Below are 12,153 nucleotides of genomic sequence, written 5' to 3'. Positions count from 1 at the left end.
TTGTTCATATAACGATAGGTAATTCTTTCTTTTATTTTGAACAAAAACTCTGCTAAAAATAAAAGAAAACATAAAAAAGTAAATCTAATGAAGGAGGGTTAATCAATGATAACATTTCTCGTCGTGAAGAGAAAGAGGCTCGCCTCTCAATATACAGCTCGCACACAACACCCATTCAAAGAAGTTATAATAAATATTGTGTGTGTTCTTCTTTTTGCTTGCACAGCTTTACCTGCAACCGCTCAGCAATATAGAGTTGGAGACATAGAAATCCTACATCCCTGGACACGCGCAACACCTGAAGGTATAAAAGTTGGAAGTGGTTATCTCTACATAATTAATCATGGTAATACCCCAGATCGTTTGATTTCTATTTCAACACAAGGGGTACAAACAACGGAAATTCATTCTATGGCAGTCGTTAACGACATCATGAAAATGGAAAATATTCATCATGGCATTGAAATTCCGGGCAATGGTGAAGTTACCCTTAAGCCTGGGGGTGATCATGTTATGTTCATGGGGCTTTCACAACCATTCAAACCAGGTGACAAAATCAGCGCAAAATTGACGTTTGAGAAAGCAGGAACCGTTGACATTGATTTCTCTGTGAACGCTATGGTAGGAGGATCACCCTCCAAATCCACTCATACTCACTAGGTTCTTTTATTATCACTTATACCGATAAACAAGAAGCGTGACAATCTTTTTACGCTTCTTGTTTTGTTTAATGCTGGAAAATATAGTGTAAGAAAATATAAAAAACTTATCTTCTGCCTTATTATTTAAGCGTGATTAAGTTCAGGAATACGCAAAACTTGTCCCGGATAAATTTTATCAGGAGATTTTAGCATCGGCTTATTTGCTTCAAAAATAAATGTATTTTTATTACCTTGTCCTTTTCCATAAACTTCTTCGGCAATTTTCCAAAGATTATCACCAGATTTAACTTCATAAAAACGAGAAGCTTTAACCGACGTAGTATCCGCAACCTTTAATTGATCAATATCAACAGAAGAAATACCCTGCGAATTGCCAACAACCAAAAGTGCTTTCTCAAGTGTTTCCCTATCTGGAACCTCACCACTCAAAACAGCTTTGCCATTTTTAACCTGAATATTCACTTTTTCCGTACCAAGCTGAAAATTATCAAATGCAGCCTTAAAATCTTTTTCTTCTGGTTCATGATCGCCAATACCTAGCTTTTCACCAACCGTTTTCACAAAATTAAAAAATCCCATTATGGCCTCCTTTGTTTACAGTGGAAGTAAATTTTTTACGCACATGTCATCACACTCTTTTCTTTGCTCTTAAAAAGAGATAGGCAGTTTTTCTAAACTTCAACAATCAAAAATAAACCTGTTCAATTATGGGACAAATGTAGCTATAAACTTTGTAAAAAAACGTCTTTATAAAAATTTTCTCTCAATCGAAGGGATCTTAACACGCGCAAAGGCATTATAAAATTACAAAGATAAAACAAGCTTTTACCGTAAAAATGAAAGGGTTTTTACTTTGCTACAATTTGTATCATATTTATTTTGCAAAAAAAATGTGAACTCCCATATAAATAGCGTGAGTAGTTTGCTACCACGACAATAGAAAGGTCTAAGAAGCCATGAAAGATACACCAGCAATCACGCAAACGATTGTACTTGTTGATGATGACCGTAATATCTTGACATCTTTATCTTTTGCGCTTGAGACAGAAGGCTATAGGGTTGAAAGTTATACAGATGGAGCATCTGCCCTCAAAGGTTTAACACTTCATCCCCCGCATTTAGCTATTTTTGATATTAAAATGCCCCGCATGGATGGAATGGAACTCTTGCGCCGATTGCGTCAAAAATCTGATATTCCAGTTATTTTTCTTACCTCTAAAGATGATGAAATCGATGAGCTGTTTGGCCTTAAAATGGGAGCTGACGATTTTATCACCAAACCTTTCTCGCAACGCCTCCTCATTGAACGCGTGAAAGCTATTCTACGCCGTTCCAATGCGCGCAACCAACCGCTTGTAACAGGAACTTCTCCGACCTCTTCTCTCAAACGTGGAGATCTTGTGATGGATCAAGAGCGTCACACCTGTACATGGAAAGATAAACCTGTTATTCTGACTGTTACAGAATTTTTGATTCTACAGACTCTAGCACAAAGACCAGGAGTTGTAAAAAGTCGTGATGCTTTGATGGATGCTGCGTATAGCGATCAAGTCTATGTAGATGACCGTACCATCGATAGTCACATTAAACGTCTGCGTAAAAAGTTTAAACAGGTGGATGATGATTTTGCAATGATTGAAACACTTTATGGTGTAGGCTATCGTTTCCACGAAATATGAAGCTATTTTGTCGCACAAGTTTGAACGGCGATCAAATCTATGACAAAAGATCCTCAACTGGAAACTTTACAAAATACAACACCCAATGGAATGATTTTGACGTTATTTGCTATGTTTATGCATTTGCGTCTTAGGGTGCAGCGTCTCCTTAGACAGTTGTTTTTTTCCAGTCTTACACGCCGTATTGTTATGTTAAATATTGCTGCCCTCGCTATTTTGGTTACGGGTATTTTGTACCTTAATCAATTTCGTGATGGTTTGATTGAAGCTAAAATTAAAAGTTTATGCATCCAAGGAAAAATTATTGCTGGGGCCATTGCCGCTTCTGCAACAGTAGATACGAATTCTATTCTTATTGACCCACAAAAACTTCTAGAATTACAGGCTGGAGAAAGCGTCACGCCTGCACCTCAATCAACTGATTCTTGGGACTTTCCCATTAATCCTGAACAAGTTGCCCCTCTTTTACGACGCCTCATCACACCTAAAACAACAAGAGCACGTATTTATGATCGTGATGCTACTTTACTTCTTGATTCACGTGTTCTTTATTCTAGTGGCGAAGTTTTTAGCTATGATTTGCCCCCACTTAAAACTGAACAAAATATATGGGAACGTTTTTATTCATGGTTCTCAAGTAAATTTTATAGCAATGGTATTACTCTTGATAAAGAGCAAATAAAAAATAGTAATATTGCTTATAAAGAAGTATATCAGGCATTAAATGGATCTCTTTCTACTGCCAAACGACGCAACAGACAAGGTCAATTAATCGTTTCTGTTGCCGTGCCTGTTCAACGCTATCGTGCAGTGGTGGGAGCGCTTCTTCTTTCAACCACTGGTTCAGATATTGACAATATTGTAAAAGGTGAAAGACTCGTTATTTTTAAAGTCTTTGCCGTCGTAGGCAGTGTGCTGTTAGTGCTTTCCCTCTTTTTGGCACACACGATTGCGCATCCCTTGAGCAAATTATCTGCCTCCGCCAACCGTGTACGCAACGGAAATAATAAGCGCGTAGAAATTCCTGATTTTTCAATGCGTGAAGATGAAATTGGGCACCTTTCAACCTCTATTCGTGATATGACAAATGCCCTCTATACACGTATTGAAGCTATTGAACGTTTTGCCGCTGATGTAAGCCACGAATTAAAAAATCCTCTGACTTCACTGCGTAGTGCTGTTGAGACACTCCCACTGGCTAAAAATGAAGAAGCGCAGGAACAATTGTTTGAAATTATTCAACATGATGTGCGTCGTCTTGATCGTTTGATTACTGATATTTCTGATGCCTCGCGGCTCGATGCAGAGCTTGCTCGTGAAACTGCACAGATTGTTGATATGACACTGCTTTTAGAAAGTCTTGTTCATGCTGTTCAGGAAGTATATCGTAATAGGCAAACTATTGATATAAGCCTTAAGATTGTTCCACGTCCTCATGGAAAATCCTATTTCGTGTTAGGACATGAACTTCGTTTGGGGCAGGTCATTTCTAATATCATTGAGAATGCACGTTCCTTTATTCCTCATGATAGTGGTAAAATTTCTATAACTATGAAAAGTCATGCTTCAACCCTCACTTTAACTATTGAAGATAATGGTCCTGGTATTCGTTCAGAAAATATTGAACGCATTTTTGAACGTTTTTATACTGATCGTCCAAATGAAGATACTTTTGGTCAAAACTCAGGCCTTGGCCTTTCTATTAGTCGGCAAATTATAGAAGCTCATAATGGAACAATTACAGCCGAAAATATTGTTGATTCTGAATTTGGAAGTAATAAAACTGGTGCACGCTTTATTATTATGCTTCCCTTAGCTAAATGAATCTTTTATTTAAAGTAGAAGGTATGAAAACAAAAAATGAAATACTACACGCAAACTGCCTTCAACTGGGAGGAAAGGGGCTTTTGATTATAGGCCCATCGGGATCAGGAAAATCAACCCTTACCCTTTCTTTGCTCGACCGTGCTGAATGGTCAAAACGTGAGGCAAAATTTATCAGTGATGATTATACAATGCTCCGTGTAGAAAATGGAAAACTTTATGGGTGCACTCCAGAAGATTTGCAAGGCGGTATTGAGATTCGCGGTGTTGGCCTTTATATGATAGAGTTTGAAAAACAAGCGGCTATCGATTGCGTTATTCTTCTTGGGCCTGAATATGAGCGTTTTTCTACAAATCAAACTTTTCAATTTGCAGATATACATATTCCTCTTTTAAAACTCCCTAGCCTTCGTGAAGCCGATTGTACAGCCATCTGTCAGGCCATTGAAGCATTCTTTTTTAGAAAAATATGGTGTAAATCTGTATAATTTTTTTCTAAATATAAAAAAATCATTATTTTTGCTTTTTTTGCAAATTTTTCTTGGCAGCAGGCTAAAGCTTTGTAAAATATACTTCCCACCACTATGGTCGGATCTCTAGTTAACAGGAGTTTGTGTAAATGATTGGACTCGTGCTTGTAACGCACGGTGAGTTGGCTGTTGAATTTCTACATGCAGTGGAACATGTTGTTGGAACACAAGAAAAATTCGCAACAATATGCATTCATCCCGATGATGATATAGACCAGCGCCGTGGTGATATTATAGCCGCAGTTTCCTCTATAGATACAAACCATGGCGTTATCATATTAACGGATGTGTTTGGTGGAACACCGTCGAATATAGCTATTCCTGCTATCGAAAAAGGACGCGTTGAAATGATCGCAGGAGTTAATTTACCTATGCTCATTAAACTAATTTCTATTCGACAATGTCCTGATATTTCGTTATCAGAAGCTTTAAGAATAGCGCAAGAAGCAGGACGTAAATATATTAATGTACCAGTATGATTTTATAGCGGATAATTAAACACTGATGTTTTCTAAAAGCCCTCTTCCATCCAAACTAAGCCGTCATTTTAATATTTGTAATAAGCGTGGTTTGCATGCACGTGCATCTGCGAAATTTGTCCAAATTGTTGATAATTTCAACGCTATTGTTGAAGTTGAAAAAGATGGAAAAATCGTTGGCGGTTCATCAATTATGGGACTTATGATGTTAGCAGCCTCTCCTGGTTGTAACCTTACCATTCGTGTTTCGGGACCAGAAGCAACTGATGTTCTCGATGCTCTTGAAAAACTTATCAATAATAAATTTGGAGAAGAGAACTAAAGTTCCTTACCCAAAAAAAGATATAAGATCACTCATAAGATAAGCAAAGACTTCTTGCTATGATTATTCTGATTTGCTTCTTTGTTTTTCTCTTAAAAGTACCAATATTCGTTATGGATTGATGTTACGGTTATACTAAGCATAAATGTTCGTAGTAATTGTGTCGTGCACAATATTTGTGTTTGCTTTCACTATTAACACTATTTGATCAATTTGTATGTTTGTTACACATTACAACTGTTTTCACACTTAACATGTAAGATGAATTATTTACAGAAAAGAGGGATATTTATCCTTTGCTAAATATGCTAATTTTAAGCTATTTTAAGGAAATGTAAAAATGTTCTCACGCTTATAAGTCTCTCCACTTTTCTTATCTTAAGCCGTGTTTGTGGTGTTGATAGATGAAAGCACAAAAAACTTCCCACTCCACATCCTCGTGATAAAACGCATATGAATCTAACTTTTATTATCATAATAGCCATTCTTTCAAAACTAGGAAGCTTTATGAATGCAATTCATCATTATAGCAGACATTTTTTAAACACTATTTTTCTACACCATTTTCTTATCTTTAGTGACGTACACCACTTTTAACTTCTTCGCCATCGCGTTTGCGGTAGCATTCTTTTACTGTAAGGAGATATTATGTATCGTTTATTTAGTGCCCTTCAGATTCCCCAACAAACAAAAGAAGCACTCATATCACTGCAAAATGGCTTATCAAACGCACAGTGGATTAATCCGCAGAATTTTCACATTACTTTATCTTTTTTTGGTGAAGTTGAAAGTACTGTAGCAAATGAACTTATGCATGCTTTTGATACAATAAAGTTCCCTCCTTTTTTACTACAGATAAAGGGTTTTGAAGTTTTTACTTCAAACGATGTTCCACATTCTCTTGTTGTCCGCATTGAGCCTTGTGAAACACTCAACCTTTTACATGAAAAAATGCAATCTATTCGAAATAGGTTGGGCTTAATGCCTGATGAAAAACAATTCATTCCGCATATTACTGTTGCGCGACTGCTTGATATTAAACCTGAAGATCTTCCTTCTTATCTGGCTTCTCGAGGTGATTTTTCGTTTCCTCCTTTTGAGATCAATCATTTTGTTTTATTATCATCGCCCTCTCCCTCAAGCAATGCCCCGTATATTTTAAAAGGAAGCTGGACACTTCAAGAATAAAAGGGTGCTTAACACCCTTTAGAATTCTCTTTTATAGATGCCTTACGAATGTAGGATTTTATGCTGTGTTATATTTTACACTGCAAACGTTGTCATGGTACATTTTAAGTCGAATCAGATTCTATAGAAGATTCTTTCGTTCCCCCTTTGGCCACACCTACTATAGCAGGACGCAAGACACGCTCACCGATAATATAACCAGCCTGAACAACTTGCTGAACGGTATTATCTGGCATATCAGAATTAGGAATTTCAAACATCGCTTGATGAAAGTGAGGATCGAATTTTTGCCCTTCGGGATGAATTTTCTGTACTCCATGGCGTTCTAGCGCTGCCATCATTGCACGCGCAGTCATTTCTACACCTTCAGCCAATGTTTTCAAACCAGCATCATTCTCTTTTGCCCCTTCTGGAATAGCTTCCAAAGCACGACTGAGGTTATCAGAAACAGATAACATATCGCGCGCAAAATTAGCAATTGAATAAGCTTTTGCATCCGCTACATCACGCGCGGTACGACGCCGAAGGTTTTCCATATCTGCAGCAAGACGTAAAAGCTGATCTTTCAGCTCTTTATTTTCGTCCTGCAAAGCAACCAAGGGATCGATAAACTCATCTTTTTCCTCTTCAACCTCTGCACGATCTTCTGCTTCTCGCGTTTTTAAAAACGCATCAGCTGCTTGCTTAAGCGCATCGCGATCAGTTGGATTTTTCAAATCGCGATTTTCAAATGAAGCATCAGTAAATTTGTTTTTTTCATCAGACATAAAAATTCCATTCCTTCATCAGATTTGTTATTCTCGATATCGAAATTTTGCAGACAAAAATCAAGGGGTCTTTACATATCTTACATACAATGAACATCTATAATATAAATATTCACTTTGTCGTTTTAACGCAACAGTTGTGAGACAAGTTGAGCGGTATAATCAACCATAGGCACAATCCTTGCGTAATTAAGCCGTGTGGGCCCAATAACTCCTAAGGCTCCAATAACTCTTTGTTTTGAATCACGATAAGGTGCCACTACTAAAGAAGAACCAGAAAGAGAAAATAGCTTATTTTCTGAACCAATAAAGATACGAACTCCCGAACCTTCATCCGTTAAATCGAGAAGCTGTGCCATACTTTCGCGCGTTTCAAGGTCATCAAAGAGATGCCTTAACCGCTCTAAATCTTCTTCTGCCTTCACATCTTCAAGCAAGTTACCGCGCCCGCGAACAATAAGATGTATCTTATGATCAGCATCTTCTCCTCCCCAAAGAGCTAAACCCGTTTCAACAAGATGATGAGACAAATGATCAAGAGCAGCCCGTGTTTCTAAGCATAAACGTGCTATTTCTTCTTTAGCTTCACTCAATGTACGCCCTTGAATATGCGCATTGAGAAAATTCGTTGCCTCTGTTAATTGCGCATGGGTAACCCCTTCTGGTAAATGAACAATACGATTTTCAACCTCACCTTGTTGAGTCACCAAAACGGCAAGAGCATGTTCCCTATCAAGGCGCACAAATTCAATATGCTTCAATGTCCCTTCATGTTTCGTTGCTAAAACGAGACCCGCTCCACGTGAAAGATCTGAAAGAACCTGGCTCGCTTGAATAAGAAAGTGTTCAACTGATTGTGCATGGCCAGCTTCCTTAACTTGCATTTCAATACTTTCGCGCTCATCGCTTGGTAAATCACCTGCTTCCATAAATGCATCAACAAAAAACCGTAATCCCGATTGTGTCGGCATTCGCCCCGCAGATACATGAGGTGCATAAATCAAACCAAGATGTTCAAGATCACTCATCACATTGCGAATCGTTGCAGGCGATAATGTCTGTCGCAATAGTCTTGAAAGATTTCGTGATCCTACAGGTTCACCATCACTAAGGTAGGCTTCCACGATATGACGAAAGATGTCACGCGAACGCTCATCAAGATATTTCAGTTCCTCATCAATAGGTTTGTGCTTCATTAAGACTCTTTATACTACTTTAAAAATACTTCTCTCTTATATAAGTTTTGCTAAGGTTTGGTCAAATAGGCTAAAGTAGCGCAAAAGCATATTATATATTATTATAAAAAAATACTATCATCAAAAAAAGGGGCCAATTATAAGTCTTTTTGATCATTATCCTTACAAAATATTAAAGATTTTATTTGAGTGGAATATCAATAAACATGCAAAAAGATTGTGTTGCATAAAATCTAGCAGAACGCGTATATGTGAATGTCTAAGCTAGTTTTTAGCACAGACTATTCCCTTTTCATTTTTGGAGAAATGTCTATGAGAAACAGAGCAGCCAAGAATCTGGTAATTGCTACACATAACACTGGTAAATTGCACGAAATTACCACTTTAGTTGCTCCCTTCGGTTTAACAATACAATCCGCAAAAGAGCTCGGATTACCAGAACCAAAAGAAACGGGAACAACATTTGAAGAAAATGCATACATAAAAGCTTTTTCGGCAGCAAAAAGTACAGGATTTCCTGCTCTTTCTGATGATTCAGGTTTGGAAGTGTATGCATTGGATGGGGCACCAGGCGTTTATACAGCTAACCTTGCTCTTCAACCTGATGGTACACGTGACTTTTTAAAAGCTATGCAAAAAATAGAAGATGAACTCCAAAAAATAGGAGCGCAGGAAAAAAGTCAACGAAAATGTCGTTTTATATCGGTCATTTGTATTGCCTGGCCCGATGCTCATGCAGATTATTTTCGCGGCAGCGTCGAAGGAACATTTATTTGGCCTCCACGTGGAAATAAAGGTTTCGGTTTTGACCCCATTTTTTTACCAGATGGATATGAAAATACCTTTGGAGAAATGTCAACGGAGCAAAAACACGGCTGGAAACTCGATGATAAAACACCCCTCTCGCATCGCGCACGTGCTTTCAAGCTTTTAGCAGAAAACCTTTTGTCACTTTCATGAATAAATCTTTTGGTATTTACATTCATTGGCCCTTTTGTGCTGCAAAATGTCCTTATTGTGATTTTAATTCCCATGTTCGCGTCCATGGTGTTGATCAACCACGTTTTGTAACTGCTTTTGAACGCGAGATGGAAACGCAGTACCATAAAATAGGTCCACGTCATATTACGAGTATTTTTATTGGCGGGGGAACACCCTCTCTTATGACGCCTCAAACTGTTGATGCCCTGTTGCAAGCACTTACAAAAAAGTGGACAATTGATGATAAAGCTGAAATCACATTGGAAGCTAACCCGTCAAGTGTAGAAGCAGAACGCTTTCGTGGATATCGCGCAGCAGGCGTTAATCGCTTATCCCTAGGTGTACAGGCACTTAATGACAAGGCGCTACGACAACTTGGCCGTCTCCATGATGTAAAACAAGCTCTTTATGCTATCACTCTAGCACGAGAAATCTTTCCGCGTTTATCCTTTGATCTCATTTATGCGCGCCCTGAACAAACAATTGAGCAATGGAAAGGTGAACTTTTTCAAGCCATTGATTTGGCAGCAGATCATCTCTCTCTTTACCAACTGACGATCGAGGAGGGAACTGCTTTCAAACGGCTTCATGCTGCAGGAAGGCTTATCCTCCCCGCTGCAGAACTCGCAGCAGACCTGTATCATCTTACCCAAGAAATAACTGCCACACGTGGGCTTCCAGCCTATGAGATCTCAAACCATGCAATCCCCGGTTCCGAATCAGAACATAATCTTCTCTATTGGCGTTATCACGAATACGCAGGCTTTGGTCCAGGAGCACATGGTCGCTTTATTGAACATGTATCGAATCATTCCTCCACCTCTTCAAAAGCACTTTCCTTTCCCGTTGAACATCGTAAGCGTTATGTGACAATAAATGAAAAATATCCCGAACATTGGCTTGAATTGGTAGAAACTACGGGGCATGGTTGTATTGAAACAGAGCTATTGACTCTTAAGCAACAAGCAAATGAAATGCTCCTCATGGGTTTGCGTCTTTGTGAGGGTTTAGATCTTGCGCGTTATGAAACCTTAAACGCAAAGAGCTTACCAATGGAAAAGCTTATCGATTTACAACAACAAGGGCTGGTAGAAATGCTAGGAAACCAGCGCTTAAAAGCGACAAGCAAAGGACGGATCCTTCTTGACTATATCATCAACCAATTAGCAAATTAAAATCTCCATAACTTACACCTACTACATATTACTTATGATATAATTTCACAGTTTTCAATTCGTAGTAAAAAGACTTCTAAAAAAACAGTGAATTCTTTTTTACGCGAAAAAATCAACAATAAAACGTTCATAAATAGTTGTGAGGGTTTCCATTGCATCAAGGGTCACACATTCATCAACCATATGCATAGTTTGCCCCGGTAAACCAAATTCAATCACGGGACAATAATCTTTAATAAATCGCGCATCCGACGTCCCCCCTGAAGTTGAACATTCTGGTATATTCCCTGTTACACTTTCAATAGCGTTTGATAAAGTTTTAACGAGTTTATCATTTTTAGTCAAAAAAACATCCCCCAAGCTTGGAATCCATTCAAGTTGGTAGGAGGGGTATTGATCACCCTTGTTTTTTGAATGCGCTGAAGAGAGACGCTTTTCAATTTCTGCCATAAGCGCTTCTTTTGTCCAAAGATCATTGTAACGTATATTAAAACGAACCATCGTCTGCGCTGGAATAATATTTACCGCAGAATTACCCGTATCAATGGTTGTTAATTCCAAATTACTTGGTTGAAAATTTTTTGTGCCTTGATCTAAAGCCGTTTGTGTCAACGCTTGAATGAGCTTACTGACTAACGGCAATGGATTGGCTGCCCGCTCGGGAAAAGCAACATGACCTTGACGCCCTTTAACCGTTATAATACCAGAAATTGATCCCCGACGACCAATTTTGATTACATCACCAACAATCTTGGCACTCGTTGGTTCTCCCACAAGAGCTGCGGTCCACTTTTCACCTTTTTGTTCTGCCCATTTGAGAAGTTTGACTGTACCGTTAATTGCAGGACCTTCTTCATCACCGGTAATCAAAAGGCTTATCATTCCTTTTATGAATCGTTTTTCAAGAACCCGAGCAAGTGCTGCAACAAAACAAGCAATGCCACCTTTCATATCAACAGCGCCCCGCCCGTATAACTTGCCCTGATCTATGACAGCTTCAAAAGGAGGATACCTCCAGTCTTCCAGTGCTCCTGGTGGCACAACATCTGTATGGCCTGCAAACATAAGATGCGGTCCTTCTCTCCCTATCTTTGCATAAAGATTTTCAACATCTGCTGTATTTTTATCTGAAAAAATAGGACGCTCAACACAAAACCCTATTTTTGTTAAAAATTGTTCTAAAGTTGATAAAACACCCGCTTCATGAGGTGTAACAGAAGGGCACCGAATAAGCGCCTGTAAGAGCTGAAGTGGATCTGTAAGAACAGGCATAGGTGCTTTTCCCATTTGAACTTAAGAATTATCAAAGATTATTAAGCTGAATTCCCAAAAAGATAAAGCAAAAACATT

General features: G+C 38.5%; 13 protein-coding genes. 9 read left to right on the top strand and 4 right to left on the bottom strand.

Annotation, left to right across the window (positions count from 1 at the left end):
• Positions 1 to 105 precede the first annotated feature (105 nt).
• Positions 106 to 660 carry a copper chaperone PCu(A)C gene (locus J7R07_RS03485; protein WP_208435547.1) on the top strand — a complete coding sequence of 185 codons (555 nt, stop codon included), beginning with the start codon at positions 106 to 108 and terminating at the stop codon, positions 658 to 660.
• A 125-nt stretch (positions 661 to 785) separates the two neighbouring features.
• Here J7R07_RS03485 and lysM read toward each other — a convergent pair whose 3' ends face one another.
• A complete protein-coding gene (lysM, locus tag J7R07_RS03480) occupies positions 786 to 1,241 on the bottom strand; it encodes a peptidoglycan-binding protein LysM (RefSeq protein ID WP_208435546.1) in 456 nt (151 codons plus the stop codon).
• A gap of 377 nt (positions 1,242 to 1,618) precedes the next feature.
• On the opposite strand from lysM, the gene J7R07_RS03475 reads away from it, so the two are divergent.
• The 6 genes from J7R07_RS03475 (at position 1,619) to thpR (ending at position 6,684) form a co-directional block, all read left to right on the top strand.
• Positions 1,619 to 2,341 carry a response regulator transcription factor gene (locus J7R07_RS03475; protein WP_208435545.1) on the top strand — a complete coding sequence of 241 codons (723 nt, stop codon included), beginning with the start codon at positions 1,619 to 1,621 and terminating at the stop codon, positions 2,339 to 2,341.
• Positions 2,342 to 2,380: 39 nt separating this feature from the next.
• Positions 2,381 to 4,165: a sensor histidine kinase gene (locus tag J7R07_RS03470; RefSeq protein ID WP_208435544.1), complete on the top strand. Its 1,785-nt coding sequence runs from the start codon at positions 2,381 to 2,383 to the stop codon at positions 4,163 to 4,165.
• A 23-nt stretch (positions 4,166 to 4,188) separates the two neighbouring features.
• Positions 4,189 to 4,653 (top strand): HPr kinase/phosphatase C-terminal domain-containing protein, encoded by a 465-nt coding sequence (locus J7R07_RS03465; protein ID WP_208435645.1) that lies wholly within the window; start codon positions 4,189 to 4,191, stop codon positions 4,651 to 4,653.
• 131 nt (positions 4,654 to 4,784) lie between these two features.
• Positions 4,785 to 5,174 (top strand): PTS sugar transporter subunit IIA, encoded by a 390-nt coding sequence (locus tag J7R07_RS03460; protein ID WP_208435543.1) that lies wholly within the window; start codon positions 4,785 to 4,787, stop codon positions 5,172 to 5,174.
• Between the two features lie 25 nt (positions 5,175 to 5,199).
• A complete protein-coding gene (locus J7R07_RS03455; protein WP_208435542.1) occupies positions 5,200 to 5,496 on the top strand; it encodes an HPr family phosphocarrier protein in 297 nt (98 codons plus the stop codon).
• A gap of 648 nt (positions 5,497 to 6,144) precedes the next feature.
• Positions 6,145 to 6,684, top strand: a complete 540-nt coding sequence (thpR, locus tag J7R07_RS03450; RefSeq protein ID WP_208435541.1) for an RNA 2',3'-cyclic phosphodiesterase — start codon at positions 6,145 to 6,147, stop codon at positions 6,682 to 6,684.
• Between the two features lie 104 nt (positions 6,685 to 6,788).
• Here thpR and grpE read toward each other — a convergent pair whose 3' ends face one another.
• Together grpE and hrcA are read right to left on the bottom strand one after the other, a co-directional pair.
• Complete coding sequence (grpE, locus tag J7R07_RS03445) at positions 6,789 to 7,451, bottom strand: nucleotide exchange factor GrpE (RefSeq protein WP_208435540.1); 663 nt, start codon at positions 7,449 to 7,451, stop codon at positions 6,789 to 6,791.
• Positions 7,452 to 7,576: 125 nt separating this feature from the next.
• A complete protein-coding gene (gene hrcA / locus J7R07_RS03440; RefSeq protein ID WP_208435539.1) occupies positions 7,577 to 8,647 on the bottom strand; it encodes a heat-inducible transcriptional repressor HrcA in 1,071 nt (356 codons plus the stop codon).
• Positions 8,648 to 8,959: 312 nt separating this feature from the next.
• Here hrcA and J7R07_RS03435 point away from each other — a divergent pair, with 312 nt between their 5' ends.
• Both J7R07_RS03435 and hemW read left to right on the top strand, forming a co-directional pair.
• Entirely contained in the window at positions 8,960 to 9,607 is a 648-nt protein-coding gene (locus tag J7R07_RS03435) for a non-canonical purine NTP pyrophosphatase (protein WP_208435538.1), read from the top strand.
• On the top strand, positions 9,604 to 10,803 hold the full coding sequence (gene hemW, locus J7R07_RS03430; protein ID WP_208435537.1) for a radical SAM family heme chaperone HemW: 1,200 nt from the start codon (positions 9,604 to 9,606) through the stop codon (positions 10,801 to 10,803). The genes J7R07_RS03435 and hemW overlap by 4 nt, the downstream gene beginning before the upstream one ends.
• 99 nt (positions 10,804 to 10,902) lie before the next feature.
• On the opposite strand, the gene dapE is transcribed toward hemW, so the two are convergent.
• Complete coding sequence (gene dapE, locus J7R07_RS03425; protein ID WP_208435536.1) at positions 10,903 to 12,075, bottom strand: succinyl-diaminopimelate desuccinylase; 1,173 nt, start codon at positions 12,073 to 12,075, stop codon at positions 10,903 to 10,905.
• Positions 12,076 to 12,153 lie beyond the last annotated feature (78 nt).

The organism is Bartonella phoceensis (assembly GCF_902825145.1).
Taxonomy (GTDB): Bacteria; Pseudomonadota; Alphaproteobacteria; order Rhizobiales; family Rhizobiaceae; genus Bartonella; species Bartonella phoceensis.
This window is presented reverse-complemented; position numbering and strand designations above follow the sequence as displayed.